We start from the raw sequence: 26,870 nt of genomic DNA on the forward strand, positions 1-26,870 counted from the left end.
TGAAGCGATGAATACCAAGTACGACTGGATCACCACGCCCATCACCGGGGACATCCTGCGCGGCGTCCTCGACATCGAACGCACGGAGCATGGCCTGCTGCCACACCGGCTGCCCGCTTGGGCACGTCGGCAGATCCCTGACGAGCAGCTGGCCATGGCCGAGGCCCAGCCGTCCGGCGTGCGATTGGCCTTCCGCACCCGGGCCACCACCATCGAACTGGACACGCTGCCCACCAAGAGGGCCTACCGAGGTCTCCCGACCCCGGCGGACGGCGTGTACGACCTGCTGGTCGACGGCCGATTCGCCGCCCGGACCACGGTGACCGGCGGCAACGTCCGCACGATCGACATGGCCACCCAGACCGTCGAACTGCGCGAAGGGCCTCCCGGCACCGCCCGGTTCACCGATCTGCCCCCGTGTGACAAGGACGTCGAGATCTGGCTTCCGCATACGGAGATCACCGAGCTGATCGCCCTGCGTACCGACGCCCCGGTCGAGCGGGCGCCGGACCGCGGGCGCAGGGTGTGGCTGCACCACGGCAGTTCGATCAGCCACGGCTCGAACGCCGCCGGCCCGACCGCCATCTGGCCGGCCCTGGCCGCTGCCCGGGGCGGAGTGGAACTGGTCAACCTGGGGTTCGGCGGCAGCGCCCTGCTCGACCCGTTCACCGCCCGCGCGATGCGGGACACCCCCGCGGATCTGATCAGCGTCAAGATCGGCATCAATATCGTCAACTCCGACGTGATGCGCCTGCGCGCCTTCAGGCCCGCGGTCCACGGCTTCCTCGACACCATCCGCGAAGGGCATCCGACCACGCCGCTGCTGGTCGTGTCCTCCATCCTGTGCCCGGTCCAGGAGGACACCCCCGGTCCTCTCGCGCCGGACTTCGACGGCGGTACCCTACGGTTCACGGCCACCGGCGACCCGGCCGAACGCGCCGCCGGGCGCCTGACGCTCACCGTCATCCGCGACGAGCTCACCCGGATCGTCGAGCAGCGGGCGGCCGACGACCCGAACCTGCACTACCTCGACGGCCGCGAGCTGTACGGCGAGAAGGACTACGCGGAACTGCCGCTGCCCGACGAGATCCACCCCGATCCGGCGGCACACCGCCGGATCGGCGAGAACTTCGCGCGGCTCGCGTTCGGCCCCGGCGGCCCGTTCGCCCCCACGTCAGGCTGACCGGAATCGGGGTCGCGCGCGCCTCGTACCGCCCGTGAGGAGGATCGGTCCGGGTTTCGGCGGTACCGGGCGGGAGTTGGCTGAGGCGCCTCAAGCCGGTCGTACCGGCTGGCGCAGCACGGTGCGCGGCGCCGGATCGTCCAGCGCGCTCAGGTAGATCTCGTGGTGCGGACCGTTGGCGACCAGCCCGTGCTCGGCCATGAATTCCTCCATGACGGGCCAGGCGGGCTCGTCCGGCGAGCGCAGCGGCCCGATGGACGGCGCCTGCCCGGCCTGCGCGCGACGGACGTAGCGGCAGCCGGAATCGGTCTCCACGTGTGTCGGCGTCAGCAGCCCCAGGTCGTCCTGGGTCGCGTCTGCTTGACGCTCGACCGGCTCAACGTGGCGAACTGCCCGATCGGCAGCAGATCTCCGTCCACGCACCCCAGCCTGGGCTCTCCCGCAGGGGGAGAGTCCAGCACAGCCCGGAAGCCTCGGAGGTGTCGCATGACGCGGCACGGGCTGGATCCCCGGCCTTCAGGCGGGGGAGCGCGTCACTCTCCGACCACCGTGATGCCGCCCCTCGCGGGGCGGGTGAGCGCCCGGCTGATGACCATGCGCTGGATCTGGTTGGTGCCCTCGAAGATCTGCATCACCTTGGCCTCGCGCATGTACCGCTCGACGGGGAAGTCCCGGGTGTAGCCGTAGCCCCCGAGCACCTGTACGGCGTCGGTGGTCACCTTCATCGCGTTGTCGGTCGCGACGAGCTTGGCGATGGACGCCTCGGTGGTGAACGGCAGCCCGTGGTCCCTCAGCCGGGCGGCGGCCAGGGTGGTGGCGCGGGCGGACTCGACCGCCGCCGCCATGTCGGCCAGCACGAACGCCAACCCCTGGTGTTCGATGATCGGCTTTCCGAAGGTCTCGCGCTCCTGGGCGTAACGCACCGCGTGGTCCAGGGCGCCCTGCGCCAGCCCGGTGGCGACGGCGGCGATGCCGAGCCGGCCGGAGTCCAGCGAGGAGAGCGCGATCGACAGGCCCTGACCCTCCTCGCCGATCCTGCGGTGCGCGGGGACGCGTACGTCCTCCAGGTGCATGGTGGCGGTGGTCGAGCCGGTCAGGCCCATCTTCCGCTCGGGCGGGGCGGCGGTCAGGCCGGGCGTGTCCGCCGGGATGAGGAAGCACGAGATGCCCCGCGAGCGGTGGTCCGAGGTACGCGCCATCACGGTGTAGAAGTCCGCGTACCCGCCGTGGGTGGTCCACGCCTTGGCGCCGTTGAGCACGTAGTGGTCGCCGTCCCGGACGGCGCGGGTGCGCATCGCCGCCGGGTCGGAGCCGGCGTGCGGCTCGGACAGGCAGTACGCGCCCAGCAGTTCGCCCCCGAGCATGTCGGGAAGCCATTCCCGCCGCTGCTCCTCGGTGCCGTAGGCGGCCAGGCCATAGCAGGAGAGCGCGTGCACCGAGACGCCGACCGCGACGCTCGACCAGACGGTGGCGATCTCCTCGAGCGCCTGGAGGTAGACCTCGTACGGCTGGCCGCCCCCGCCGTACTCCTCGGAGTAGGGCAGTCCGAGCAGTCCGGCGCGGCCCAGCGTGAGGAAGACGTCCCGGGGGAACCGCTCCTCGCTCTCCGCCTCGGCCGCACGGGGGGCGAGCTCCTTGCTCACGAGCGAGCGGGTCAGATCGATCAGGTCGGCGGCTTCGCGGGTCGGGAGGGTACGGGTGGCGGGCATCGGGAGCCTCCACGGGAACGATACTGATGAGAGTACGACAGTATCAATAGCAGTACGCCGGATATCCGCCAAGAGCGGGAAAAAGGGATGGATGCCGATAAGAGCGGACCGGCTCAGGAGGAGACGGCGTGCACGATCAGTGACGCCAGTTGCGCGTAGGCCTCGGAGTCGCTCAGCCCGGTGCGCACCCCCACCTCGCCCTGCTGGATCTGCCGCATCGTGGCGGCCGCGACCTCGCCGACGAACGCGGCGTGCACCTCCCGGAAGGCGCCGGCCGCGACGCCTTCGGCGATCAGTTGCCTGACCCGGTCGGCGGCCAGCCGGGTGTTGGCCTCGTACACCTCGCGGGCGGGCCGGAAGTCCGCCATGTCGTCGAGGAACCGCCGCGACAGCGGTCGCAACTGCTCGGCGACGGTCTCCAGATAGACCAGCACCCGGTCCGCCGGGGCGGTGGTCGCCGCCACCCGCTTCTCGATCTCCTCGGCCGCGCCGCGGAAGTAGTGCTTGACCGCCTCCTTGACCAGGTCCTGCTTGCTCCCGGCGAGCTGGTACAGCGTCGTCTTCGAGCAGCGGAGCCGTACGGCCAGGTCATCGAGGGTGAACGACGCGAACCCCTCCGCGGCGAGCAGCGCGACCAGGCGCTCGAGCAGGTCGGACTGTCGGGCGGTACGGCGGGTCGACGGCATGAGTTCAGCCTAGCCACAGGCGTCCCATGGTCCCCGTCGGAACGCTCCCGCCGTACCTCTGACAGGAACGACGAGCCGCCGGCGGCGGGAGTCATCTCCTCGGAGGTGTGCCCTCCGCGCTGACCAGGAGGTCTTCTCCCGTCCCCAGCCACCTACCAGGCAGGGCTGGTGACGAAATGGGTGTCGTAACGGTCTTGTTCGGTGAGCAGGCTGTCGCGGCCGGCTTCGCCCCGGCGGATCCGGGCGACCTGCCGAAGGTAGTCGAACCGTTCGACGCCAGGAGTGATCACGATCAGCGCGTCGGCCGTGCTGTTCAGGTCGGCGCGGAAGGCGTGGTCGCAGCACGGCGGGACCACCAGGAAGTCGCCGGAACCAGCGGTGATGATCTCCGAACCCACGAGCACTTCGAGCGCTCCGTCGATGATGAAGAACAGTTCGGATGAGTGGTTGTGCCGATGTGCCACCGCACCATCGGCGCCGCGGGCGAGTTGGATGCGGTGGGCGCTGAGCGCACCGTTGCTGGCACTGGCGTCAGCCAGTAGGTAGTGACCGATCTCAGGCAGGTGCTCGGCATCGCCGGCGCGGACGACAACCGGGTCGTGCGGGTTCGCCGCAAGAACAGACATGCGTTATTCCTTCTCGGGGATTAGCTTGCTAGATTGCTAGCATGCTAGCATCACCCTCATGGGTGATGCGGAAGTCAAGCAGTTCAACGTGTACCTGCCGGTAGGGCTGATCAGGCAGGTCAAGCATCACGCGATCGAGACGGGCATGTCTTTGTCGGCGTTGGTCGCCGACGCGTTGCGCGCCTACCTCGACGACGCCCAGGGGCAACGACAGCAATCATCCGGAAAGGAGTCGTGACATGGCGACCGAGGGGTTCGAGGCGGTGTTCCTGGAGACCCACAACTGGGGGAAGACCGCGAAGTTCTTCCAGGCACTGGGTTTTGAGCTGGAGATCGCCACCGGCGATGGTTCCGGTGTGTTCCGCAACGGCGAGGGGCCTTATCTCGTTGTTGCCGAGATCCCCGAGGATCGAGCGCCCGGGGTGCAGCTCGCGCTGAAGGTGGCCGACGCGGACCAGTTCCGTCCCGACCCGGCCGTCGAGGTGGTCACCCCGTTCGGGGACACCCACTACGGGACCCGGGAGATGACCGTCCGTGATCCCGACGGGCGGCTGTGGAGCCTGCAGGCCCCCACCAAGAGCTGACACGTGCCTGTGGTCCGAGTGGACTGATCCGCCTCGGCCGACCGGGTGCCTGCGTGCGTACGAGCGCGCGGAGCCGTACTGCACGCGGGCGCCGGTCGAGGACATGAGGGCAGCAGGACGTGTCGATCCCCGCTCGATGGCGCCGCTTTCGACGCCCGGGTCCGGCGATTCGAGAAGCACACGGAGAGATACGAATGAGCAGATGGCGCGGCAACCCTTGGGTGGTGCTGCTGACCCTCAGCCTGGGATTCTTCATGACGCTGCTGGACATCACGGTCGTCAATGTTGCGATCCCCAGCATGATCGACAAGCTGCACGCGTCGCTCGACGAGATGTTGTGGGTGATCAATGTCTACGTCCTCGTTCTCGCCGCGCTGCTGATCACTTCCGGGCGGCTGGGCGATGTGCGCGGGCCACGCACCATGTTCGTCGGGGGCGTCGCGCTGTTCACGGTGGCGTCCGTGCTCTGCGGCCTTTCGCAGGATCCGGCCCAGCTCATCATCGCCCGCGTTGTGCAGGGGCTGGGCGCCGCGGCGCTGGTGCCGCAGACGATGACGATCATCATCGGCACGTTCCCGGCCGAGCGCCGGGGTGCGGCGCTCGGTGTCTGGGGCGCGGTCGCGGGCGTGGCCACGATCGCCGGGCCCACACTCGGCGGGTTTCTCGTCAGCACGATCGACTGGCGCTGGATCTTTTTCGTGAACGTCCCGATCGGCGCGGTCGTGCTCGCAATGGCCGTCATGCTCGTGCCTGACATCCGGCACGATGTCCGCCGCAAACTGGACATGCCGGGCGTCGTGCTCGCCACGGCGACGCTGTTCTGTCTGACCTTCGCGCTCACCGAGGGCGAGCGGTACGACTGGAGCGCCGGAATCTGGGCGTTGCTGGGCGGGGCCGCGCTGTTGCTGGTGGTGTTCCTGATCTACCAGCGCAGCCGTCAGGGCGACGAACCGCTGCTGCCCTTCGTGCTCTTCCGCGACCGCGGCTACGCGGTCATGAGTTTCGTGTCCGCGACCGTCCAGGTTGGCATGATCGGCCTGTTCCTGCCGGTGATGATCTATCTGCAGTCGGTGTTGAACTTCAGCGCGTTCAAGGCCGGTCTGGTGATGGCGCCGGCGATGGTGGTATCGGCGCTCCTGTCGCCGGTCGCGGGCCGGATGTCGGATCGGATCGGCGGCACGTACATCCTGATGGCCGGCCTGACCCTGTTCGCGGTCGGCATGGCCTGGCTCACCTTGGTCACCGATGTCGGCCGCGCGTGGTGGGAGTTCCAGCCCGCCCTGATCGTGGCCGGGTTCGGCATCGGCTGTGTGTTCGGCCCGATGGTCACGGTCGCGCTGCGCAACGTGGAGCCCAGGCTGGCCGGGGCCGCTTCCGGCGTGCTGAACACGATCCGGCAGATCGGCACGATCTGCGGCAGCGCCGCGGTCGGCGCGGTGCTACAGAACCGCCTCGCCGCCTCACTCCACACCGAGGCGGCCAAGCAGGCAGCCGACCTTCCGGCGAGCGTCCGCGACCAGTTCCTGGCCGGCTTCACCAATGCCGCGAAGGGCGGCCTGGAAGTCGGCGCCGGGCAGACCGGCGCGGCGCCGAAGCCGCCGCCGGGAACGCCGACGAGCCTCATCCAGCACATTCACCAGACGGCGGAGTCGGTGTTCGAGCACGGGTTCGTCCACGCGATGCGGCCGACCCTGGCACTGCCCATCGCCGTGATCGCGGTCGGCGCCGTCTCGTGCGTCCTGGTGCGACGACGCCGACCAGCCGACCACCAGCCCAGCGTTCCAGGCGCCGTCGACATCGGCACATCTGCTTAGCCGCCACGATGGCCGATCTGGTCGACACGACCGTCTCCCGCCACCCGTCCGGGACCACCCCGTTGATCGGCGTTGATCTTCGAGATCAGGCCGATCAGCGAATCCACCGGCGCGTCGATGATCTCCGCAGTCCGGCACCAGGCCGGGACGGTGACGACGGGCCGCCGGCGACGGGAGTCATCTCCTCGGAGGTGTGCCCTCCCTGCTGACCAGGCCGGACTGGTAGGCGAAGACGACGAGCTGGGCGCGGTCGCGAGCGTGCAGTTTGGTCATGGCGCGGCTGATGTGGGTCTTGGCCGTGGCCGGGCTGATCACCAGATGGGCGGCGATCTCGTCGTTGGACATCCCGTGCGCGGCCAGCGCGGTCACCTCGCGCTCGCGCTCGGTGAGCTGGCTCGCCCCTGATGGGGCCGGTTGTGGACGGCGAGCGACGAACTCGGCGATGAGGCGGCGGGTGATCACCGGCGACAGCAGCGCCTCCCCGCGGGCGGCCACTCGGATCCCGTGCAGGAGGTCGGCCGGCTCGGTGTCCTTGACCATGAACCCGGTGGCGCCGGCGCGCAGCGCCTCGTAGACGTACTCGTCCATCCCGTAGTTGGTAAGGATGATCACGTGGACGCCGGACAGGCTGGGGTCGGCGGCGATCCGCCCGGTCGTCTCGATGCCGTTCATGCCCGGCATCTGCACGTCGACGAGGGCGACGTCGGGCACCAGCTCGCGGATCAGGGCCAGTCCCGACGCTCCGTCCGCGGCCTCGCCGACCACCTCGAAGCCGTCTTCGGCCTCCAGCAGCGCGCGGAAGCCGGCGCGGATGAGGGGCTGGTCGTCGACCAGGAGGATGCGGATCACGAGAGGTCCTCGGTGGGGAGTTCGGCGCGGACGGTGAACCCGCCGTGCGGGCGAGGGTGGGCGTGCAGGCGGCCGCCGAGCGCGGTGACGCGCTCGCGCATGCCGGTCAGGCCGTTGCCGGGGGTGGGCGGATCGGACGGTGAGGCCACGCCGTCGTCGTCGATCTGGACCGTCAGCTCCCGCGTGCCGTAGGCGAGGGTCACCGTGGCGGTGGCGGGGCCGGCGTGACGGGAGGCGTTGGTCAGCGCCTCCTGGATGATGCGGTAGGCGGCGCGCTCCACGTGGGCGGGCAGCGCGCGGGCGGAGCCGGTGACCGTCACCGTCGTGGGCAGCCCCGCCGCGCCGACCCGGGCGACCAGGTCGTCCACGCGCTCCAGGCCGTTGCCCGCCGGATCGTCGGAGTCGCGCAACACCTCCAGGGTGGCACGCAGCTCCCGCATGGCATCGGCGCCGGCCTCCTGGATGGCCAGCAGCGCTCCGGGCACCTCCTCGCCGCGTTTGCGCGCGAGGTGGACGGCCACACCGGCCTGCACCTTGATGACCGAGATGCTGTGGGTGAGCGAGTCGTGCAGCTCGCGGGCGATGCGCAGCCGTTCCTCCCCGGCACGGCGCAGCGCGGTCTCCTCCCGGGTGCGCTCGGCCTCGGCGGCCCGCTGTTCGGCCTGCTCCAGATATGCCTGCCGGTGCCGGCTCACCGTCCCGCCGACGCCGGCGGCCACGAACCAGCCCAGCAACAGGATCGTCCGTTCCACAAGTTCCTTGGGCGGCTGCGCCGCGTCGGCGGTCAGCGAGGCCGCCAGCGAACCGGCGAGGAACACGAGGCCGCCGATCGCGGCGGCGTTCCGGTGCCCGTACCTGACGGCGGTGTAGACGGCGATCATGACGGGGAAGGCGGCCGGCGGAGCGGGGTCGGCGCCGACCGCGTAGGCGAGCATGCATGCCGTGGTGACGAGCAGCACCATGGTCGGCGCCTGACGGCGTACGGCGAGCGCGAGACATCCGACGGCGATGGCCGCGTAACTCGACGGGCCGAGTCCGGGCACCGTCGCGGCGCCGGCGCTGAGCAGGACCGCAAGGATCAGCCCGAGAACGGCGTCGGGCACGGTCGCGTGCCTTCTCAGATCAAACCGCACCCCAGCACCATACGGGCGAACCGGAAATCTCCTCATCCATGCGGTGCCGTATCTCCGAGGTACTCCCCACGGCGTATATACGGCGGGATCGTTGGTCCCGGTGCGGTAGGGCAGATCACTCCCGGCGTGGGACGCCCCCGAGCGGCGGCCGGACGACGATTCCGGTCATGGGAACCCCAGTCAGGACACCCCGCGCACCCCGACCGCTTTCGTGCTGATCGTCACGATCGTCAGCGTCGCCAACCCCTCGCCCCGCTAAGGAAGACCATGTTCTTGCGTATCGCCCTCGCCGCGCAGACCGTCGCCCTGCTGCTCCAGGCCGTCACCGCCGGGCTGCTGCTGTCCTCACCTGGCGGCCGGACGGCGCACAGCGCCACGGCCATCGCCGTGGCGGTCACCGTGCTGCTGCACCTGGTCGCCGCGCTGCTGACGCGGCAGCGCGGCCTCATCCTGTCCGCCGTCGCCATGCTGGTGATGACGCTGGCCCAGATGGCGCTGGGCATCGCCCACATGAAGGCCCTGCACGTCCCGCTCGGCGTGCTGATGTTCGGAGCGAGCCTGCTCCGGTTCAGCCGGGCCTGGCCCGCCGGTCGCGCCACGACGGCGTCGGCATGACGGTGACCAGACGGCAGGCGCTGCGGCTGTTCGGCGTGACCGCGGCGCTGAGCGTCTCGGGCTGCTCGCTGCTGGGCCGTACCCCGCTGCCCCGGCTCCTGGCGAGCAGCGCGCCGCTGCCCACGCCGTACACAGTGCCGCTCCCGCTGCCCGCGGTGGCGAAGCCGTACCGGACGGACGCCACCGCCGATTATTACGAGCTCGTCCAGCGGACGGCGGAGGTGGAGATCCTGCCCGGCCTGCGCACCCCGATCTGGGGGTACGACGGGCAGTTCCCCGGCCCCACCATCCGGGCACGCAGCGGCCGCCGGACCGTCGTACGCGTCGCCAACAAACTGGGCGCGCCGACCGTGACCCATCTGCACGGCGGCCACACCCCGCCGGAATCCGATGGTTATCCGACCGACCTGGTCCAGCCGGGCGCGCACCGCGACTACGTCTTCCCCTTGGAGCAGCGGGCGGCCACGCTGTGGTACCACGATCACCGCATGGACTACACGGGGCCGCAGGTATGGCGCGGGCTGGCCGGGTTCTTCCTCGTCGTCGACGACGAGGAGAAGGCGCTGCCGCTCCCGTCAGGCGAGCGGGACGTGCCGCTGATGATCTGCGACCGCTCCTTCGGCCCTGACGGCACCATGCCGTACCCGGTGCGGAACGACGGGCCCGGTGCCGGGGAGGCGTTCATGGGCGGCGTGCTCGGCGACGTCATCCTGGTCAACGGCGCGCCCTGGCCACAGCTCGGGGTGGACCGCGCCCGCTACCGGCTGCGGTTCCTCAACGGCTCCAACGCGCGCACGTACGAGCTGGCCCTGTCGCCTCCCGGCAAGCTGGTACGGATCGGTGGGGACGGCGGGTTGCTGGCCGAGCCCCAGACCGTCGATCGGATCCGGCTGGCGCCGGGCGAGCGCGTGGAGGCGGTGGTCGACTTCGCCGCATACCGGGTGGGCGACCACGTCGAGCTGCGCAACCTCGCGGGTGAAGGGGCCCAGGCCCGCGTGATGCGCTTCACCGTCGAGCGCGACGCCCAGGACGACTCGGCCGTCCCGGCGACGCTGTCGCGCGTCGAGCGCCTCGACCCGGACCGGGCCGTGGTGACCCGGGACTTCGAGTTCACCAGTGGCAACATGCACGGTCACACCGGCTGGATGATCAACGGCAAGCCCTTCGACGCCCGTCGCGTCGATGCCCGGCCGAAGCTCGGCGACATCGAGATCTGGCGGCTGACCAGCGACGTCGCCCACCCCGTGCACCTGCACCTGGCGCCCTTCCAGGTGCTGTCGGTCGGCGGCGAACGCCCGAGCGGACCGCCCGAATGGAAGGACACCGTCGAGTTGCGGGAGGCGCAGACCGTCGAGATCATCACCCGCTTCACCGGCTACCGGGGCCGGTACGTCCTGCACTGCCACAACCTCGAACACGAGGACATGGCCATGATGAGCACCTTCGAGGTCGTCTGATGCCCGGCTTCCACGCCTTCCTGACCCGCCTGCCGTACGAGCCGGCCTTCGGTCCGGAGGATCCGGCCGCGATCGTCGACCGCTACTACGCACCCGAGATCGAGTTCCGCAACGACGGGATCACCCTCGACTCGAGGTCTGCCTGTTCGCCCGGTTCGCCGCGGACGGGCGGGTCCGTCGCGTCGACTCGATCACCCGGACGGTGAACCCGTGAACGTCACCCTCATCGGCTCCACGGGACGCACCGGGCGCCATGTCCTGGCCGAGGCGCTGCGCCGCGGCCACCGCGTCACCGCGTTCACCAGGAACGCCGCCGGCCTGCCCGAGAACGTGGAACCGCACACCGTCGTCGAGGGCGACGGCCGCGACCCCGACCGGATGCGCACCGCCGTCGCGGGCGCCGACACCGTCATCTCCATCATCAACGGCGGTGACAGCCGCGACCCGCACCGGGCGGCCCAGGCGACCCGTACCGTCGTCCAGGCCATGGCCGAGACCGGAGTACGGCGGCTGGTCGTCACCACGCCGTACCCGATCGTCGCCCGGCGGCCGTACCTGACGATGTGGCTGCTGCGCCGCCTGCTGGCCACCCAGTACGCCGACGCCCGCGACCTGGAACAGGCCGTCGCCGCCGGCGATCTCGACTGGACCGTCGTCCGGCTGACCAGGCTCACCGACCGGTCCGCCACCGGCTCCGTACAGGTCAACCGCGGCCTTCCGGCCAAACCGCGTGCGCTGACCAGGGCCGACGTGGCCACCGCGCTCCTGGACATCGCCCAGGACCGCGGCCTGTACCGCGTGGCCGTCAACGTCTGCGGCGGGAGCGCCCGGCCACACCGCGGTTCCTGACGGCACACCGGGGCGAGGTCACGCTCGCCCCGGCTGGGGAAGGCGGCGACCACCCGGCGCCGCCGGCTCGGCGCATCCGGCCGACGTCAGGAGCTCGTGAGGATGACGAGTTGCTGGGTCGCCCGGGTCATCGCGACATAGCGGTCGACCGCTCCTTCGATGCCCTCGCCGAACGCCTCCGGGTCGACGAGGACGACCAGGTCGAACTCGAGCCCCTTCGACAGCTCCGGGGTCAGCGACCGGACGCGGGGCGTCTCCCGGAACGTGGGGTCGCCGATGACGCAGGCGACTCCCTCGGCATGTGCGGCGAGCCAGGTGTCGAGGATCGAGCTCAGATCCGAGGCGGATCCGTGGACGACGGGGACGCCGCCGCTGCGGATGGAGGTCGGCACGTTGGCGTCCGGGAGCGCGGCCCGGATGACCGGCTCGGCCTCCGTCATGACCTCTTCCGGCGTCCGGTAGTTGATGCTCAGGGTGGCCAGGTTGATCCGGTCCAGCCCGATCCGCTCGAGCCGTTCCTGCCACGACTCGGTGAACCCGTGCCTGGCCTGGGCACGGTCCCCGACGATGGTGAAGCTCCGGGAGGGGCACCGAAGCAGCAGCATCTGCCACTCCGCGTCCGTGAGTTCCTGAGCCTCGTCCACGACGATGTGCGCGAACGGGCCGGCCAGCCGGTCCGGCTCGACGGTGGGCAGCTCGGACTCGTCGACCAGATTGCGCCGGAGGTCCTCTCGGCGCAGCTGCGTCACGAGGCCTTCGCCGTCGTCATCGGCCTCGATCAGGTTGTCCACGACCTGGGCCATGCGCTCGCGTTGGGCGGCGAGAGCGGCTTCCTGCCGGCGCTTGCGTCGTGACGCCTCCGGGTCGCCGAGCCGCTGCCGTGCCGCGTCCAGGAGCGGCAGGTCGGACACCGTCCATGCCTGGGCGTCCTCGCGCTGCAGCTTCCGAATGTCGTCGGGGCTGAGCCAGGGCGCGCACAGCTTCAGGTAGGCGGGCACCGACCACAGGTCTCCGACGAGGTCGGCCGCTTCGATCAGCGGCCACGCACGGTTGAAGGTCGTGAGCAGCTCCCTGTTCCGCAGCAGCGACTTGCGGAGCAGGTCGGCCGGTGCTTCGTCGTCATCGTGCTTGTCCGCCAGGATCGTGAGCAGCTCTTCCCAGATCTGGTCACGCGCCTCGTTGTGCGGAGTGCCGGATTCCGGCGCTTGGAACGCCTCGGCCCAGTCGTCCGGGCTCAACCAGACGTCGGACCAGGGGGTCGTGACCGTCATCCCCTTGGTGGGCGGGTTCTCGTAGAACCTGACGGCCGGCTCGATCGCCTTCACCAGGTCCCCGGACGACTTCAGGCGGGCCACGTCCGGGTCGGTCTCGATCGCCGCCGCGGCGCCCTCGGTGACGAGGTCCCGCAGGGTGCAGGTCTGCACGCCCTCCTCTCCGAGGCTGGGGAGGACGTCGGCGACGTAGGCCAGGTAGAGCTGGTGCGGACCGACGAACAGCACGCCGCCCCGGCGGTGACCGAGGCGAGGGTCGGAGTAGAGGAGGTAGGCGGAGCGGTGGAGAGCGACGACGGTCTTTCCCGTACCCGGGCCGCCGTCGACGACGAGAGCGCCGCGGGATCCCGCACGGATGATGGCGTCCTGGTCGGCCTGGATGGTGCCGAGCACGTCACGCATCCGTGCCGACCGGTGCCCGCCCAGGCTGGCGATGAAGGCGGACTGGTCGTCGAGCGCGGCGTGCCCTTCGAACCCGTCCGAGGTGAACACCTCGTCCCAGTAGTCGCTGATCCGGCCGCGGGTCCACCGATACCTGCGGCGGCTGGCCAGATCCATCGGGTTGGCGTGGGTGGCTCCGAAGAACGGCTCGGCCGCGGGGGAGCGCCAGTCGAGCAGCAGCCGACGACCCGCGCTGTCCGTAAGGCCGAGTCGTCCGATGTACACGGGCTCGGAGTCGTCCGCGCTGACCATGCGTCCGAGGCACAGGTCCAAACCGAAGCGACGCAGTACGCGCAGGCGAGCGGTCAGCCGGTGGATCTCCATGTCCCGGTCCAGCGCCTGCCGGCCTTTGCCGCCGGGCGCCTTGCGCTCGGCATCGAGGCGGTCGGACAGCTCGGCGATCGACCGCTCGAGGCTCTGCGCGATGGCAGCGAAGTGCTGCTCATCGTCGGCGATCAGCGTTGGGTCGGCCTTGCGGGAGAGGCTCTCGGGAAGGTCAAACGCGCTGGTAGTCGCGCGGTTCACGTCATCAGCTCCGATCTCAGGTCGCTTGCGACCAATACGCGCACCAAGGCGTCCGAACCGGTGTGACGGGCCTGGTGGGTCATGACGGGCAACGCTCCGCCTGACCGTGGATCCCATGGCCGCTGTCGGTTCAGGTCGCCGGGGTTCGCAGGTTCTCGTGTTCTGGGTCCTTGGCTCGACTTGTCCCGCGTGGTTCACGCGGATGCGCGCCGGGGCAGGTCCGCCGGCGACGGCGACGGCGCGGTGGTGAGTGCGCGCGCCGACCGGCCGACCGGCACCATCGGCACGCCGACACCGGCCAGCCGCTGCGCGAAGTCCTCGTCCGGCGGCGCACACACCCGCACCTCCGCACCGAGTTCCCGCAAGCGCACCGCGAGTGCCACCAGCGGTTCGACGTCCCCGCGCGACCCATACGTCGACAACAACACACGCATTCCGCGTCCCCCGTTTCCGCAGATTCCGGCACTCGGCCGGCGACCAGGTTCCGGCCTCGGCCGACGATTCTGCGGCACGACCGGGGTCTTGCCGCAAGCCCCCCGGTGCGCTATACGTTGAGAGTGGAAAGGCGCGGGTATTCCCCTTTCCCTTCATCCCGGCTCTGGGCGCTCGCCACGCTCACCGCGTTACGGCGGTCTCCCGCTCCATGCGCGACAGCTTCTCGGGATTGCGCACGTGGTACGCGCCGGTGACGTAGCCGTTCTCGAGCCGTATCGCCACCACGCCGTCGATCTCCCCATTGACTCGGACGAGCAGCCCCGGGCCACCATTGATCTGCACCAGCTCGACCGACCTTTCGGCGTCGCGCTTCCACCAGCCGACGGCCAGCAGCCGAGCCACAGCGCCGACCCCCACGACCGGCCGCAGCAAGGCATGTTTGACTCCGCCGCCGTCGCTCAAGGCGACGACGTCCGGCGCGAGGATGTCGAGCAGGCTCTGCAGGTCGCCGGTCTCGACCGCGCGCTGGAAGGCTCCGAGCGCGGCTCGGGTCTCGGCCGGGGAGGCGATACCGCGTGGCCGGCGCGCCGCGACGTGTGCCCGTGCCCGGTAGGCGATCTGCCGGACCGCGGCCGGGCTCTTGTCGACAGCCTCGGCGATCTCGTCGTACTCCAGACCGAACACCTCGCGCAGCACGAACACCGCCCGCTCGGTCGGCGCGAGCGTCTCCAGCACCAGCAGCATCGCCATCGAGACACTCTCGGCGAGCTCGACATCCTCGGCCACATCGGGCGCGGTCAGCAACGGCTCGGGCAACCACGGCCCGACGTAGGACTCCTTCCGCCGGCCGAGCGCACGCAGCCGGTCCAGCGCCTGCCGGGTGACGACCCGCACCAGGTAGGCACGCTGCTCCCGCACGGTGGCCAGATCGACGTCCACCCATCGCAGCCAGGTCTCCTGCAGGACGTCCTCGGCGTCGGCGGCCGAGCCGAGCATCTCGTAGGCGACCGTGAAAAGCAGGTTGCGGTGGGCAACGAACGCCTCGGTGGCGGAGTCCACGGAGTCCACGGAGCCGACGCGGTCGGCACGATTGAGCGGCTCGGCCGGCTCCGCACGTCGTTTGTTGCGCTCGCTCATGCCCGGCTCCTGCCTGTTCTCTCTAGGTCCTCCCACACGCACGAGACGCCGGCCCCCACCGCTTTGTAACACCCACGGTAGGTGGCCTATGTCACATGTCGGCCCTGTCACAGGGCTCGGGGCGCCGACGTCTCGTGTTCGTCAGGGCGCCGCGCGAACGATCCGCACGGCGCTACGGCACGCACCATCACGAGTTGAGATCGAGAAGGGAAGCCCTCACCATGTCCACATCCACGGCGACCGGCACGACGACCAAGCAGGAGGACCTGCGGTCGCGTATGCCCAACCCCCTCCCCTTCGTCCCCGAGATGGCGGTGGCCGGCGAAGGCCTGCACAAGGTCATCAAGAACGGCTCGATTCCGCAGGTCACCATCCACCTGCTGCAGCTGCGCGCCGGGCAGATACTCGGCAGCACCTACTTCACCATCCGCGAAACCGGCAACCTCCGCAGGACCGGGGAATCAGAAGAGCGCATCACCGCCGTGGCCACCTGGCACGACGCCACCTACTTCACCGACGCCGAACGGGTCGCGCTGGAGCTCGTGGAGGCCGTCCTCACCCCGAACCCGTCCGGCGAGCGCGTCCCCGATGAGCTGTACGCCAAGGCGTCCGCGCACTACGACGACAAGGCGCTCTGGACGCTCATCATGGCGATCGCCCACATCGGCTTCTTCACCCCCGCCGCTCTCATCGCCAAGCCGATCCCCGGCATGCCCCCCGGCCGGAACTACAGCGAGTAAGGAAGGCACACAGTATGAGCATCACCAAGTTCGCGGTCGCAGGAGCAACCGGGCGGCTGGGCCGCCACGTCGTCGACGTCCTCGCTGAGCGAGGGCACCCGGTCGTACCGATGTCCCGAGCCACCGGCGTGGACATCATCACCGGTGAGGGTCTCGCCGAGGCCCTCACCGGGGTCGAGGCCATCATCGACGTCGCCTCGTGGCACGCCTCTGATCAGGAGGCGGCGACGGAGTTCTTCCGCACATCGGCCCGCAATCTGCACGAGTACGGCCAGAAGGCAGGGGTCGCCCAGATCGCCGTGGCGTCCATCATCGGCGTCGACAAGGCCACCGCCGGTTTCCTCGCCGCCAAGAAGGTGCACGAGGAACTCCTCCTGTCCGGTCCGCTGCCCGTCCGCATTCTGCGGGCCGCGCAGTTCCACGAGTTCGTCGGCCAGCTCCTGGATTGGCAGCAGGGCGATGTCGCCTACGTCCCGGCCCTGCCCACGCAGCTCGTGGCTTGCCGCACCGTGGCCGAGGAACTGGTCGACCTTGCCCTCGACCCCGGCGAGCCCACTCCAGGAACGCCGATCCCCGAGATCGCCGGACCCCGCGAGGAGACCATGGCGGAGGCGGCCGGGCTCCTCGGCGCCCGCCGAGGCATCAAGGTCGTCGGCGTCGACGGCTCCGGCATGCCCGACGCCGAGATCGCCGCCGAGGGCGGGTTCCTGCCCAGCCCGCACGCCAAGCTCGCCGGACCCACCTTCCAGGACTGGCTCGCCAGCCAACCCTGAGCAGGCCGTACGGCACGGCCTGTCCTTGTTCTCGGAACTCCACGGCCCGGAGCCCCGAGAACAAGGGCTCCCTCCGGTCCTCGCCCCGGGACTCACTGCACAGCTCCTGTCCAACGAGGGCAGCCGCCAGTTGCACCATGCCACGGGAGGCGTCGTCTCGGTCGCGATGGTCCTGCAGATCATCGCCGCGCTTCTGGTGTGGCGGGCGTTCGTTCCTGCGCTTGTAGATCCTCTTGTCGAAGCCGACGGGTCGGCCGCCCCTGCTGCCACGGGCTTGCAGGTTGGCCCGCCGGCTCTTCAGCTCGGGGATGGTGTGCCCTGCGGGTCAATACACCTACCGGAGCGGGGGAGCCGCGGCGAAGGCGGCGCGGTCGGGCTCGGGCAGCCACTGGCGTCGCGGGTCGAACGGCTGGAAATTGCTCACGATGAAGCCGATGAACGGGGCCAGCACCGGGTGACGGTTCTGCCGGTGGTACAGCAGCGAGGACGGGTACACCGGCGCGGGGTCGACGATCGGGATCTGGACGGTGCGCGGGTGCCAGGGCACCCGCATCTGTTCACCCACGAACCCGATGCGTTCGCCGGAGCCGATTCCCTCAACGTAGTACTCCCAGCCGAAATCCGGCCCTGAGGTGTCGATCCGGATGTCGAACTCGGCACCCAGGAAGCAGTAGAACTCGGCCCACTCACTGCCGGGGACGTTGCCGGGCATCCACACGGTCGATCCGGACAACCGTTCCATCTCCACTTCGCGCAGGCCGGCGAGGGGGTGGTCCCGGCCGACCAGCAGATGCAGCGGCTCAAGGCACGCCGGCACGTGCCGGAGGTCCTCCTCCAGCGTCCCGGTGACGCGGGCGACGGCGGCGTCGACGGACCCGTGGAGGAGCGCGCGGCGCGCGGATCTGAGCCCGTTGGACGTGACGACCTCGATGTCCGCGTCCTCGACGATCTGATGGAACGCCCGGATCAGATCGATGGAGGACAGCCGGGTGTCCAGCACGTCCATCCGGAGCGCGCGACGCCGGCCCCGCAGCGCTTCGAGTGCCTGGTCGGCGATGCCGACGAGGGCGCGCGCGTGCGGGAGGAAGGCCCTGCCGTCCTCGGTGAGATCGGCTCCGTTGCGTGAGCGGACGAGCAACCTCACGGCGAGATCGGCCTCAAGCTTCGCGATCCGCTTGGAGACGGCCTGTTGGCTGATGCCCAGCCGGGCCGCGGCCTCCCCGAAGTACCGGTCCTCGGTGACGGCGACGAAGGCGCGGACGGTGCCGAGATCGAGGTCCGTCGTCGCCTCATCCACAACCAACGGTTGGGACATATCGGTGTGTCGGTTGTTGGACAACCGCTCCTGCTCTCGGGTCGAATGCTCGGGGTCGCGGGAGAGCCTACAACCAGGGGGCGTGGAATTCAGTGGGATCCTTCGTGCATCTCCACGTGCACACCGAGTACAGCATGCTCGACGGCGCCGCCAAGGTCGGTCTGCTGATGGACGAGGTATCCCGGCAGGGGATGCCCGCCGTGGCGATGAGCGACCACGGCAACGTGCACGGGGCGTACGAGTTCTATCAGTCAGCGCGCAAGGCGGGGATCAAACCGATCATCGGCATCGAGAGCTATGTCGCTCCGGCTTCCCGGCGGCATCGGCAGCCGGTGTACTACAGCGACAACCTCGCGTTGCGCCGGTCGAACGACGAGACCGGCGAGGGCGGCGACGTCTCCGGGCGGGGCCTCTACACGCACATGACGATGTGGGCCGCCGATGCCGAGGGCCTGCGCAACCTGTTCCGCCTCCAGTCCCGGGCCTGGCTGGAAGGCCACGTCCAGAAATATCCGCGCATGGACGACGAACTGCTCGCCGAGCACGGCCGGGGCATCGTCGCCACGACCGGCTGCCCGTCGGGGGAGGTGCAGACCAGGCTGCGGCTCGGCCAGTACGGCAAGGCGGTCGAGGCCGCCGCGCGGTACCGCGACATCTTCGGGAAGGACAACTACTTCCTGGAGCTGATGGATCACGGCCTCGCCATCGAGCGCCGGGTGCGCGACGAGTTGCTCAGGCTCGGCAAGGAGCTCGGCCTGCCGCCCCTGGCCACCAACGACTCGCACTACGTCACCGAGAGCCAGGCCCAGGCGCACGACGCGCTGCTGTGCGTCGGTACCGGCAAGCGGATCGCCGACGCCGACCGCTTCCGGTTCGGCGGCAGCGGCTACTACATCAAGACCGCCGAGGAGATGCGGGCGCTGTGGGACGGCGAGGTGCTGGGCGCCTGTGACAACACGCTGCTGATCGCCGAGCGGATCGGCGACTACGGCGAGGTTTTCGCCCATCGGGATCTGACGCCCCGCTTCCCCGTCCCCGATGGGGAGAGCGAGTCGAGCTGGCTGCGCACGCAGACCCTTGAGGGGGCGCGCCGCCGCTACGACGGCCGGCCGTCCCAGGAGGTGCTCGACCGCATCGACCACGAACTGTCGGTCATTGAGACCATGGGCTTTCCCGGGTACTTCCTCGTGGTCGCCGACATCTGCCGGCACGCCCGGGAGCAGGGCATCGGCCTCGGCCCGGGGCGCGGCTCGGCCACCGGCTCGATCGTCGCCTACTGCACGGGGATCACCCAGCTCGACCCCATCGAGCACAGACTGATCTTCGAGCGCTTCCTCAACCCCGAACGCGTCACCATGCCGGACGTCGACCTCGACTTCGACGACCGGCGGCGCGACGAGATGATCGACTACGTCACCCGTAGATACGGTGACGACCGCGTCTGCCAGATCGTCACCTTCAGCACCATCAAGGCCAAGGCCGCGATCAAGGACTCCTGCCGCGTCCTGGGCCTGCCGTACGCCTTGGGCGACCGCATCACCAAGGCCTTCCCCGCCGCGGTCGGCGGCAAGGAGATCCCGCTCGCCGCCATCCACGACTCGCGCCACCCCCGCCACGGCGAGGCGGCCGAGCTGCGCCAGATGTACGAGCAGGACCCGGACAGCCAACAGGTGATCGACACCGCGGCCGGCCTCGAGGGACTCACCCGGGGCACCGGCGTCCACGCCGCCGGCGTGATCCTCTCCAGTGAGCCCCTGATCGACGTGATCCCGCTGGTCAGGCCCAAGGCGGACGGCCCGGTCATCACCGGCTTCCCCTTCACCCAGGCCGAGGACATGGGCCTGCTGAAGATGGACTTCCTCGGCCTGCGCAACCTCACGGTCATCGGCGACGCGATCGCCAACGTCCGAGCCAACAAGGGCGTCGACATCGACATCCTCGACGTCCCGCTCGACGACGCCACGACGTACGAGCTGCTGGCGCGCGGCGACACGCTCGGGGTCTTCCAGCTGGACGGCGGCGGCATGCGGGTCCTGCTGAAACTCATGCAACCCACCACGTTCACCGACATCGCCGCGGTGAACGCGCTGTACCGGCCCGGCCCGATGGAGATGAACGCCCACACCAACTACGCCCTGCGCAAGACCGGCAAGCAGCCGGTCGAACCGATTCACCCGGAACTCGCGGGGGCGCTCGAACCCATCCTGGGCGACACCTACCACCTGGTCGTCTTCCAGGAGCAGGTCATGGCCATCGCCCAGCAGCTCGCCGGGTACTCCCTTGGCGCCGCCGACATGCTGCGTCGCGCCATGGGCAAGAAGAAGAAGGAGGTCCTGGACGCCGAGTGGGACCGTTTCTCCGCCGGGATGCGCGAACGCGGTTACTCGGACGAGGCGATCAAGGCGGTCTGGGACGTGCTGGTGCCCTTCAGCGGCTACGGCTTCAACAAGTCGCACACCGCCGGGTACGGCCTGGTCTCCTACTGGACCGCGTACCTGAAGGCCAACCACCCCCAGGAGTATCTGGCCGCGCTGCTCACGTCGGTCGGCGACGACAAGGACAAGATGGCCGTCTACCTGTCCGACTGCCGGCGCCTGGGCATCCGGGTGTTGCCGCCGGACGTCAACGCCAGCCAGTTGGACTTCGCCGCCGTCGGCTCCGACATCCGGTTCGGCTTGGGCGCGGTGCGCAACGTCGGAGCCGGAGTCGTGGACGCCATCGTCGCCGCGCGCGAGGCCGAGGGGCCGTACACGGACTTCAACGACTTCCTCGCCAAGGTCCCCGCCGTCGTCTGCAACAAACGCGTCATCGAGTCACTGGCCAAGGCCGGCGCGTTCGACAGCCTGGGGCATCACCGCAAGGCCCTGGTCGCGGTCCACGAGCAGGCCGTCGACGCGGTCGTCGACGTCAAGCGGAACGAGGCCCACGGCCAGGACTCGCTGTTCGGCGGGCCGAGCCAGCGAGGCGCCTTCTCGATCGCGATCCCGCAGGGCGAGTGGGACAAGGCCATCCTCCTCGCCTTCGAGCGCGAGATGCTCGGCCTGTACGTCTCCAGTCACCCGCTCGACGGCGCCGAACACGTGCTGGACGCCAACCGCGACACCACCATCGCCGACCTGCTGGCCTCCGGGCGGCAGGACGGAGTGACCAGGGTCAGCGGCATCGTCTCCGGTCTGCAACGCAAGGTCACCAAGCAGGGCAGCCCGTGGGCGATCGTCACCCTCGAGGACCACGACGCCGCCGTCGAGTGTCTGATCTTCCCCAAGACCTACACCCTGTACGGCGACGCGCTGGCCCAGGACCGTGTCATCTCCGTACGGGGCCGCATCAACGTACGCGACGAGACGATGAGCGTCTACGGCGAGGAGATCACCGTCCTCGACGTGTCCCGGGCCGACACCGAGCCCGCCGTGGTGATCTCGATCCAGGAGACCCGGCTGAACCCGCGGCTCGTCGGGGAGTTCCGGCACATCCTGACCACCCACCCCGGCCGGGCGCCCGTACACGTGCGGCTGCTCCGCCACGGCGCCGCGAGCGTGCTGATGCACCTCCAGCCCTTCCGGGTCGCTCCGGAACCGGCGTTCTACGGCGATGTCAAGGCGCTGCTCGGCGCGGACGCGATCGGCGGAGCGTGATCGGCGACTGGGCCTGCCCGCGCTGCCGTACCGACAGCGTCCTCGCCGTCCTCCGCCTGCCCCACACCTGGACGAACGCGTCGGGAAACCAGGTCCGGGGCGTCAGCGACGTCCTCGTGTGCGCCCGCTGCGACGCGGCCGACCCGCTCGCCGGCCCCGTTGTCACGTACTTCGCCGTCCACGGAACCGTGCGGCCGGAGAGCGTGGCCCAACTCGTGCCGGGCCTGCTCCGCTGGATCGATCGGGCGAGGCCGCCCAAGCCGGACGAGGACGCGCTGGACGCCGAGGTCGAGGCCTGGTACCGCGGCGAACTATGACCCCATCGTCGAGCTCCGGCGGCACGATCGGTCGGCGCTGCGGCGGTACGGGCCGCGCCGCACCGCCGTGGCCGGCTCCGTCCTGGTCACCCTCGGCATCCTGAGCATGTCCTGCCTCACCTCGGCCACCGCCTGGACGTGGAGCGGCGCGGCCTTCGCCCTGCTGGGCGGCGGCTTCGCCACTGTGATGGTCACCGCCACCGGGACCGTGGTCGGTGACGCGCCTCCCGGGTACGCCGGAGTCGTCGGAGGTCTCAAGCAGACCGCCATGAACATCGGCCCCACCCTCGGCATCGCCGTCGCCGCCGGCCTGATGCAGGCGGAGGCGTTCGCGGCCGCGAGTTCTCCACCACTTAAGGCCCTGGCCGGGACCGCCCACACAGCTCAACCCGCACTGCTGGCATTGGCCGCGGTCGCCGCCCTCGGGCTGCTCCCCGGCCTGCTGCTGCCCGCTCAGCCGACGCCCAACGCGCGGCATCCCGACGAGACAGTGGCAACCAGCCCGAGCAGGGCCGCCGAGACGTAGCCGGCCGCGGAAGCCGTACGTCGGCGGCGCCCGCTCGAACAGGTCCCACGATGCCGTGGCCGGGTAGCGGTCAATTCGGCCGTCCCTGCGCTCCGCCTCAGTCGTCGAGCAGCCGTCGTGCGGTGAGGGCGAGCCTGGCCCGCATCAATCCGGTGGGCTCGGTGAGTTCGATGCCCAGGGTCTTTCCGATCTGGTCGAGCCGGCGGGCGACGCTGCTGTGGTGCAGGTGGAGAAGGTCGGCGGCCCGGCGTAGGGAGCCGGTGGCGCAGTAGGCGTCCAGGGTCTCCAGATCTTCTGGGCTGTCGGCGATGCGGGCGATCGCGGCCACGTCGGCGTTGTCTCGTGCGGCGTCGTGGGGCACCTGTGCGAGCAACGCGATCGCGCCCAGGCTGTCGTAATGGACGACCGGCTGGCGCGGGGTGGTGAAGCGGAGGGCGGTGCGGGCCTGCTGCCAGGATCGGTCGGGGCTCGTGGCGGCGCCGATGCCCGCGCGTACGCCTGCCGGAAACCGGGCCGGGTCCACAGTGGTGGCGAGGATGACGCCCACGTCAGCGAGCGGTGCCGCCTTGACCAGGCGGGCCGGGCAGACCAGGCCGCCGACCTGGTCGAGCGGAAGCCGCGACCGTACGGCCACGACGTGGACCGGCAGGTCGGCGGCGAAACCCAGGAGCCGTAGCGCCCGGGCTCTGGCCGCTTCGTCACTGTCGGAGCTGATCACCAGTTCGACCAGGGCGGGGTCGGCCATCGTGGTGCGGGCCGGGCCGTACCGCTCGACGACCGCCGCGGCGGCGATGGCGAGCCGGTCCAGTAGCACCTCATCGAGCGGACTCGGCGGGCCGGGGCGTTCCAGCCACACCGTGCCGATCTCCTCCTCGTCGAGCGTGATCGGCGCGGTCGTGGACGCGGGTGGCGATGGAGCGGACGCCTGTCTGCCGTCAGGCGCCATGCGGATCACCCGCCCCGTGCCGTGCAGCCGGATCCCGGCCACGCACTCGGCCAGGCCCGCCGAGGCCCGGGCGAGCGCCGGCAGATCCACTCGTCGGCGCATCAGTGTGTCGTAGAACGCGACGACACGGATCGTGCCTTGGACGTGCGAATCCAGGTGCGGCAGATGTTCGACCAGGGCCTGCATGGCAGGAGGATAGGGCCTCCGCGGCAGGAGGATGAGCGCCGATCGGTGCGCGATCTGGGTGGGATGTCCGACGGACGGCGGATGATCTAGGAGGGGGCGATCGTGAGGATGGACGGCATGGATCCCGAACTGGAAGCATTCATCCCGTTTCTCCCAGAAACCGACCTGACCGACCCGGTCACCGCACGCAAGGCCTTCGCCGAGCGTGCCGCCGCGAGGCCGGCACCGGACACCTCGAACATGGAGATCGAGGACCGCACGGTGCCCGCCGATCCGGATGTGGCGGTCCGTATCTATCGCCCGCGCCAGGCCCGAGGCGCCATCGTTTGGCTGCACGGCGGCGGAATGGTCTTCGGTGATCTGGACACCGAGCACCCATGGGCCGCCCGGATCGCCGACGGCTCCGGCGCGGTGGTGATCTCGGTGGATTACCGTCGGGCCCCCGAGCATCGGTTCCCGGCCGCCCTGGACGACGCCTACGCTGTGCTGACCTGGGCATACGAGCACGCCGCCGAGCTCGGCATCGACCCGGAGCGGATCGCGGTCGGAGGCCACAGTGCCGGCGGGGGCCTCGCGGCCGCGGTGGCGTTGCGGGCGCGTGATGGGCAGGGGCCGCCGATTCGCTTCCAACTGCTCAACGAGCCCGGGCTCGACGACGGGCAGGAGACGTGGTCGCAGCGGCACTTCACCGATACGCCCTGGCATGATCGCGACAAAATCACCACAGCGTGGCGGCACTACCTGGGCTCGGCGCCCGCCACACCGTACGCCGCCCCGGCGCGGGCCGCCGATCTGTCCGGCCTGCCGGCCGCCTACATCGCCACCGCGGAGTTCGACCCGGTCCGCGACGAAGGCATCGACTACGCGCTGCGCCTGCTGCAGGCGGGCGTGTCGGTCGAGTTGCACCAGTGGCCCGGCACCTTCCACGGCTCACAGGCGATCCTGTCCGCCGAGGTGTCTCAGCGGCAGATCGCCGGCCTCGCCGCGGCCCTGCGCCGCGCCCTGACCTCCTGAGATCGTCGCCCCGGCCGGGCCGACCACTCCCGAGGCCCGGCCGCGGGCGAGCCCGAGCGGGGCCCGCCGGTGGATCAGTGAGAAGTGACACGGCTTCCCGGGCGTCCCGCGCCGTGTCACCGGTGGAGAGGTTTGAGGTGGCCCAAGCCGGCCACCTCCGAAGTCGTACCCGGTCCCGGCCCAGCAGACGTCCTCGTCAGCGCGCCCTTACCAAGCGACCTTGTCGCGCGCATCCCCATGCCTGGCCGAGTCGTCGCGGGCCGCCGGGCGGCCAATCCCATCAAGCCGGCTCGGGGCTGGAACCCCCACAGCCACGCCGGCGTCCCCGGAGCTTTTCGACCCTACGAGTGATCGAAACCAGCCCACCTGCAACGTAAGGAACCCTCCGATGCCTGACCAGCCGCACACCGCCACCGCCTCCGAGCGCTCCCGGCTGAGCGCCTTCGGCGATCATCTGATCGCCCTTCACGACGAACTCCGCCGCGATATCGCCGCCCTGCGAGAGGAGGCGTCACAGCTCTCTGCCGACGGTGACATCCCCGACCCGCTTCTCCTGTCCGAACGGCTCCACAGCCACTGCCTCTCCTTCTGCGAGGCCCTGGACGCTCACCACACCACCGAGGACCGGTCGGTCTTCCCCTTCCTCACCCAGGAACATCCCGAACTGTCCGAGGTGCTGGATCGCCTGACCTCCGATCACCGCATCATGGCGTCCCTCCTGGCCGATCTCCGCAAGGTGGCCGCAACCCCCTCCGCCCCGGACTTCCATACGGATCTGGAACGCCTGTCGGTCGAACTCCTCACTCACCTCGACCGCGAGGAGCACTACCTCGTCCCGGTTCTCAACTCCCTGACGCACTTCCCCGGACACTGAGGTGCCGCCGGCTCGCCACGCAGCTGCGGCGGCCCCTCACGACCGGGAACGCAACATCGTGATCGACAATGGCATCCCCGAGGCGACCGGCGACCAGGCGGTGCGCGTCACCCCGGGCCGCCGCGCGTGCTGGTGCCCGACGGCCGACGGCCGGCGCGCGAAGGCGAGCCGGCTAGCGGATGGGGATGCTGATGCCGATCATGCGTGCGCGATTCGCGGCGCGGGTGCTGTGCCCGGCCGCGGTCGGCGTCGGGTCACCACCGGGCGATGAGCGGCGTGTCCGGTTCGTGCCGCCGCCAGGATTCGGTGAGGCGGGCGAGGCGGGTGGGCGCGGCGATGCCGCGCACGGTTGCGATCTTGCCGCCTGTGATGTCGAACGCCACGGCGCCGACGACCTGGTCGCCGAGCACGAAGAGGATGGCGGGAGCGCCGTTGACGAGCGCGTAGTGGATGGCGGGCGTGCCGCCGGCAAGTCGCCGTTTCGCGGGTGTGGGTTTGAACCCGGCCCGTACGACGGCGGCGATGCGCCGCGCAGTGTCGAACCGCAGCAGCGTCTCGGTCAGGCCGGCGCCGTCGGAGATCGCGATCGCGTCGTCGGTGAGCAGCGCCACCAGCCGTTCGGTGCGGCCCGAGGAGGCAGCGGCGAGGAACTCCTCGACGATCCTGCGGGCGGATGCCGGGTCGACCTCGCCGCCGCGGCGGCGCGCGGCGGTGATGCGGCGGCGGGCCCGGTGGAGGTGCTGCTGGCTTGCGGACTCAGTGATTTCGAGGATCTCGGCGATCTCGGCGTGGCCGTAGGAGAACGCCTCGCGCAGGACGTAGACGGCCCGCTCGACGGGTGACAGGCGCTCCATGAGAACCAGCACCGCCAGCGAGACCGATTCGCGCTGCTCGAAAGTGTCGGCCGGGCCGAGCATCGGGTCGCCGTCGAGGAGCGGTTCGGGCAGCCAGGTGCCGACGGTGCGTTCGCGGCGGGCTTGTGCCGAGCGGAGCCGGTCGAGGCACAGGTTGGTGACGACCTTGGTCAGCCATGCTTCCGGCACCTTGATCCGCTGGCGGTCGGCGGCCTGCCAGTGCAGGAACGCATCCTGCACGGTGTCTTCGGCGTCGGCGGCGGAGCCCAGCAAACGGTACGCCAGCGAGGCCAGCCGGTTCCGGCCGGCCTCGAAGCGACCGACCCCGAACCGACTGGTGTCGAAGCGATCAGTGGCGGTGCTGTCCACGCGGAAC

The 26,870-nt window shown here is 70.2% G+C and carries 27 protein-coding genes; 15 read left to right on the forward strand and 12 right to left on the reverse strand.

What is annotated here, in order from left to right; all coding sequences use genetic code 11:
• The first annotated feature begins 7 nt into the window (after positions 1-7).
• Positions 8-1,183 carry a GDSL-type esterase/lipase family protein gene (locus AWQ68_RS23075; protein ID WP_066943506.1) on the forward strand — a complete coding sequence of 392 codons (1,176 nt, stop codon included), beginning with the start codon at positions 8-10 and terminating at the stop codon, positions 1,181-1,183.
• Positions 1,184-1,273: 90 nt separating this feature from the next.
• Here the strand turns inward: AWQ68_RS23075 and AWQ68_RS23080 are convergent, their stop codons facing one another.
• From AWQ68_RS23080 to AWQ68_RS23095, 4 genes are all read right to left on the reverse strand, one after another.
• Positions 1,274-1,498, reverse strand: a complete 225-nt coding sequence (locus AWQ68_RS23080; RefSeq protein ID WP_066943508.1) for a hypothetical protein — start codon at positions 1,496-1,498, stop codon at positions 1,274-1,276.
• A gap of 218 nt (positions 1,499-1,716) precedes the next feature.
• On the reverse strand, positions 1,717-2,892 hold the full coding sequence (locus tag AWQ68_RS23085; RefSeq protein ID WP_066943510.1) for an acyl-CoA dehydrogenase family protein: 1,176 nt from the start codon (positions 2,890-2,892) through the stop codon (positions 1,717-1,719).
• A gap of 113 nt (positions 2,893-3,005) precedes the next feature.
• Positions 3,006-3,578, reverse strand: coding sequence for a TetR/AcrR family transcriptional regulator (locus AWQ68_RS23090; RefSeq protein WP_066943512.1), 573 nt, complete (start codon positions 3,576-3,578; stop codon positions 3,006-3,008).
• 152 nt (positions 3,579-3,730) lie between these two features.
• On the reverse strand, positions 3,731-4,204 hold the full coding sequence (locus AWQ68_RS23095) for a cupin domain-containing protein (RefSeq protein WP_066943514.1): 474 nt from the start codon (positions 4,202-4,204) through the stop codon (positions 3,731-3,733).
• Between the two features lie 58 nt (positions 4,205-4,262).
• Between AWQ68_RS23095 and AWQ68_RS23100 the strand changes: the two genes are divergently transcribed.
• The 3 genes from AWQ68_RS23100 to AWQ68_RS23110 all read left to right on the forward strand — a co-directional run bounded on the left by AWQ68_RS23100 (position 4,263) and on the right by AWQ68_RS23110 (position 6,602).
• Entirely contained in the window at positions 4,263-4,442 is a 180-nt protein-coding gene (locus AWQ68_RS23100) for a ribbon-helix-helix domain-containing protein (protein ID WP_066943516.1), read from the forward strand.
• Between the two features lies 1 nt (position 4,443).
• On the forward strand, positions 4,444-4,788 hold the full coding sequence (locus AWQ68_RS23105; protein ID WP_066943518.1) for a VOC family protein: 345 nt from the start codon (positions 4,444-4,446) through the stop codon (positions 4,786-4,788).
• A 194-nt stretch (positions 4,789-4,982) separates the two neighbouring features.
• On the forward strand, positions 4,983-6,602 hold the full coding sequence (locus AWQ68_RS23110) for an MFS transporter (RefSeq protein ID WP_066943520.1): 1,620 nt from the start codon (positions 4,983-4,985) through the stop codon (positions 6,600-6,602).
• 177 nt (positions 6,603-6,779) lie between these two features.
• On the opposite strand, the gene AWQ68_RS44000 is transcribed toward AWQ68_RS23110, so the two are convergent.
• Positions 6,780-7,451, reverse strand: coding sequence for a response regulator (locus AWQ68_RS44000; protein WP_066943522.1), 672 nt, complete (start codon positions 7,449-7,451; stop codon positions 6,780-6,782).
• A complete protein-coding gene (locus tag AWQ68_RS44005; RefSeq protein ID WP_066943524.1) occupies positions 7,448-8,584 on the reverse strand; it encodes a sensor histidine kinase in 1,137 nt (378 codons plus the stop codon). The genes AWQ68_RS44000 and AWQ68_RS44005 overlap by 4 nt, the downstream gene beginning before the upstream one ends.
• Positions 8,585-8,851: 267 nt before the next feature.
• On the opposite strand from AWQ68_RS44005, the gene AWQ68_RS23125 reads away from it, so the two are divergent.
• From AWQ68_RS23125 to AWQ68_RS23140, 4 genes are read left to right on the forward strand one after another with little or no spacing between them, the layout of a single operon-like run.
• Positions 8,852-9,199: a hypothetical protein gene (locus AWQ68_RS23125; protein WP_066943526.1), complete on the forward strand. Its 348-nt coding sequence runs from the start codon at positions 8,852-8,854 to the stop codon at positions 9,197-9,199.
• Positions 9,196-10,656: a multicopper oxidase family protein gene (locus AWQ68_RS23130; RefSeq protein ID WP_066943528.1), complete on the forward strand. Its 1,461-nt coding sequence runs from the start codon at positions 9,196-9,198 to the stop codon at positions 10,654-10,656. The genes AWQ68_RS23125 and AWQ68_RS23130 overlap by 4 nt, the downstream gene beginning before the upstream one ends.
• Positions 10,656-10,862 (forward strand): hypothetical protein, encoded by a 207-nt coding sequence (locus tag AWQ68_RS43640; protein WP_066943530.1) that lies wholly within the window; start codon positions 10,656-10,658, stop codon positions 10,860-10,862. Before AWQ68_RS23130 ends, AWQ68_RS43640 begins: the two co-directional genes overlap by 1 nt.
• A 4-nt stretch (positions 10,863-10,866) precedes the next feature.
• Entirely contained in the window at positions 10,867-11,505 is a 639-nt protein-coding gene (locus AWQ68_RS23140) for an NAD(P)-dependent oxidoreductase (RefSeq protein WP_066943532.1), read from the forward strand.
• An 86-nt stretch (positions 11,506-11,591) separates the two neighbouring features.
• Here the strand turns inward: AWQ68_RS23140 and helR are convergent, their stop codons facing one another.
• From helR to AWQ68_RS23155, 3 genes are all read right to left on the reverse strand, one after another.
• Positions 11,592-13,742: an RNA polymerase recycling motor ATPase HelR gene (gene helR, locus AWQ68_RS23145; protein WP_066943534.1), complete on the reverse strand. Its 2,151-nt coding sequence runs from the start codon at positions 13,740-13,742 to the stop codon at positions 11,592-11,594.
• 194 nt (positions 13,743-13,936) lie between these two features.
• A complete protein-coding gene (locus tag AWQ68_RS23150) occupies positions 13,937-14,176 on the reverse strand; it encodes a glycosyltransferase (RefSeq protein ID WP_066943536.1) in 240 nt (79 codons plus the stop codon).
• A 181-nt stretch (positions 14,177-14,357) separates the two neighbouring features.
• Entirely contained in the window at positions 14,358-15,314 is a 957-nt protein-coding gene (locus tag AWQ68_RS23155) for an RNA polymerase sigma-70 factor (RefSeq protein WP_066943538.1), read from the reverse strand.
• 221 nt (positions 15,315-15,535) lie between these two features.
• On the opposite strand from AWQ68_RS23155, the gene AWQ68_RS23160 reads away from it, so the two are divergent.
• Both AWQ68_RS23160 and AWQ68_RS23165 read left to right on the forward strand, forming a co-directional pair.
• Complete coding sequence (locus tag AWQ68_RS23160; protein ID WP_066943540.1) at positions 15,536-16,054, forward strand: carboxymuconolactone decarboxylase family protein; 519 nt, start codon at positions 15,536-15,538, stop codon at positions 16,052-16,054.
• Positions 16,055-16,068: 14 nt separating this feature from the next.
• Positions 16,069-16,827, forward strand: a complete 759-nt coding sequence (locus AWQ68_RS23165) for an SDR family oxidoreductase (RefSeq protein WP_066943542.1) — start codon at positions 16,069-16,071, stop codon at positions 16,825-16,827.
• 334 nt (positions 16,828-17,161) lie between these two features.
• Here AWQ68_RS23165 and AWQ68_RS23170 read toward each other — a convergent pair whose 3' ends face one another.
• Positions 17,162-18,124 carry a LysR family transcriptional regulator gene (locus AWQ68_RS23170; protein WP_157545607.1) on the reverse strand — a complete coding sequence of 321 codons (963 nt, stop codon included), beginning with the start codon at positions 18,122-18,124 and terminating at the stop codon, positions 17,162-17,164.
• Between the two features lie 122 nt (positions 18,125-18,246).
• Here AWQ68_RS23170 and dnaE point away from each other — a divergent pair, with 122 nt between their 5' ends.
• The 3 genes from dnaE to AWQ68_RS23185 all read left to right on the forward strand — a co-directional run bounded on the left by dnaE (position 18,247) and on the right by AWQ68_RS23185 (position 22,620).
• On the forward strand, positions 18,247-21,777 hold the full coding sequence (dnaE, locus tag AWQ68_RS23175) for a DNA polymerase III subunit alpha (protein ID WP_281217718.1): 3,531 nt from the start codon (positions 18,247-18,249) through the stop codon (positions 21,775-21,777).
• A complete protein-coding gene (locus tag AWQ68_RS42670) occupies positions 21,774-22,094 on the forward strand; it encodes a DUF6300 family protein (protein ID WP_066943546.1) in 321 nt (106 codons plus the stop codon). The genes dnaE and AWQ68_RS42670 overlap by 4 nt, the downstream gene beginning before the upstream one ends.
• Positions 22,095-22,161: 67 nt before the next feature.
• The gene (locus tag AWQ68_RS23185; RefSeq protein WP_066943548.1) at positions 22,162-22,620 is read left to right on the forward strand and encodes an MFS transporter; all 459 of its coding nucleotides are present in this window, start codon (positions 22,162-22,164) and stop codon (positions 22,618-22,620) included.
• Between the two features lie 97 nt (positions 22,621-22,717).
• On the opposite strand, the gene AWQ68_RS23190 is transcribed toward AWQ68_RS23185, so the two are convergent.
• Complete coding sequence (locus tag AWQ68_RS23190; RefSeq protein WP_066943550.1) at positions 22,718-23,752, reverse strand: PucR family transcriptional regulator; 1,035 nt, start codon at positions 23,750-23,752, stop codon at positions 22,718-22,720.
• 117 nt (positions 23,753-23,869) lie between these two features.
• Here AWQ68_RS23190 and AWQ68_RS23195 point away from each other — a divergent pair, with 117 nt between their 5' ends.
• Positions 23,870-24,766 carry an alpha/beta hydrolase gene (locus AWQ68_RS23195; protein ID WP_066943661.1) on the forward strand — a complete coding sequence of 299 codons (897 nt, stop codon included), beginning with the start codon at positions 23,870-23,872 and terminating at the stop codon, positions 24,764-24,766.
• A gap of 388 nt (positions 24,767-25,154) precedes the next feature.
• Positions 25,155-25,640 carry a hemerythrin domain-containing protein gene (locus AWQ68_RS23200; RefSeq protein WP_066943552.1) on the forward strand — a complete coding sequence of 162 codons (486 nt, stop codon included), beginning with the start codon at positions 25,155-25,157 and terminating at the stop codon, positions 25,638-25,640.
• A gap of 254 nt (positions 25,641-25,894) precedes the next feature.
• Here AWQ68_RS23200 and AWQ68_RS23205 read toward each other — a convergent pair whose 3' ends face one another.
• Positions 25,895-26,863 carry a sigma-70 family RNA polymerase sigma factor gene (locus tag AWQ68_RS23205; protein ID WP_174554136.1) on the reverse strand — a complete coding sequence of 323 codons (969 nt, stop codon included), beginning with the start codon at positions 26,861-26,863 and terminating at the stop codon, positions 25,895-25,897.
• Between the last annotated feature and the right edge of the window lie 7 nt (positions 26,864-26,870).

This window comes from Microtetraspora fusca (assembly GCF_001570365.1).
In the GTDB taxonomy this organism is placed as follows: domain Bacteria; phylum Actinomycetota; class Actinomycetes; order Streptosporangiales; family Streptosporangiaceae; genus Microtetraspora; species Microtetraspora fusca.

Excerpts from the sequence above, each read along its gene's own strand:
- AWQ68_RS23075 (WP_066943506.1), top strand. The coding sequence starts at position 8 with ATGAATACCAAGTACGACTGGATCACCACGCCCATCACCGGGGACATC.
- AWQ68_RS23085 (WP_066943510.1), bottom strand. The coding sequence starts at position 2,892 with ATGCCCGCCACCCGTACCCTCCCGACCCGCGAAGCCGCCGACCTGATC.
- AWQ68_RS23090 (WP_066943512.1), bottom strand. The coding sequence starts at position 3,578 with ATGCCGTCGACCCGCCGTACCGCCCGACAGTCCGACCTGCTCGAGCGC.
- AWQ68_RS23095 (WP_066943514.1), bottom strand. The coding sequence starts at position 4,204 with ATGTCTGTTCTTGCGGCGAACCCGCACGACCCGGTTGTCGTCCGCGCC.
- AWQ68_RS23100 (WP_066943516.1), top strand. The coding sequence starts at position 4,263 with ATGGGTGATGCGGAAGTCAAGCAGTTCAACGTGTACCTGCCGGTAGGG.
- AWQ68_RS23105 (WP_066943518.1), top strand. The coding sequence starts at position 4,444 with ATGGCGACCGAGGGGTTCGAGGCGGTGTTCCTGGAGACCCACAACTGG.
- AWQ68_RS23110 (WP_066943520.1), top strand. The coding sequence starts at position 4,983 with ATGAGCAGATGGCGCGGCAACCCTTGGGTGGTGCTGCTGACCCTCAGC.
- AWQ68_RS23125 (WP_066943526.1), top strand. The coding sequence starts at position 8,852 with ATGTTCTTGCGTATCGCCCTCGCCGCGCAGACCGTCGCCCTGCTGCTC.
- AWQ68_RS23130 (WP_066943528.1), top strand. The coding sequence starts at position 9,196 with ATGACGGTGACCAGACGGCAGGCGCTGCGGCTGTTCGGCGTGACCGCG.
- AWQ68_RS43640 (WP_066943530.1), top strand. The coding sequence starts at position 10,656 with ATGCCCGGCTTCCACGCCTTCCTGACCCGCCTGCCGTACGAGCCGGCC.
- AWQ68_RS23150 (WP_066943536.1), bottom strand. The coding sequence starts at position 14,176 with ATGCGTGTGTTGTTGTCGACGTATGGGTCGCGCGGGGACGTCGAACCG.
- AWQ68_RS23155 (WP_066943538.1), bottom strand. The coding sequence starts at position 15,314 with ATGAGCGAGCGCAACAAACGACGTGCGGAGCCGGCCGAGCCGCTCAAT.
- AWQ68_RS23160 (WP_066943540.1), top strand. The coding sequence starts at position 15,536 with ATGTCCACATCCACGGCGACCGGCACGACGACCAAGCAGGAGGACCTG.
- AWQ68_RS23165 (WP_066943542.1), top strand. The coding sequence starts at position 16,069 with ATGAGCATCACCAAGTTCGCGGTCGCAGGAGCAACCGGGCGGCTGGGC.
- AWQ68_RS23190 (WP_066943550.1), bottom strand. The coding sequence starts at position 23,752 with ATGCAGGCCCTGGTCGAACATCTGCCGCACCTGGATTCGCACGTCCAA.
- AWQ68_RS23195 (WP_066943661.1), top strand. The coding sequence starts at position 23,870 with ATGGATCCCGAACTGGAAGCATTCATCCCGTTTCTCCCAGAAACCGAC.
- AWQ68_RS23200 (WP_066943552.1), top strand. The coding sequence starts at position 25,155 with ATGCCTGACCAGCCGCACACCGCCACCGCCTCCGAGCGCTCCCGGCTG.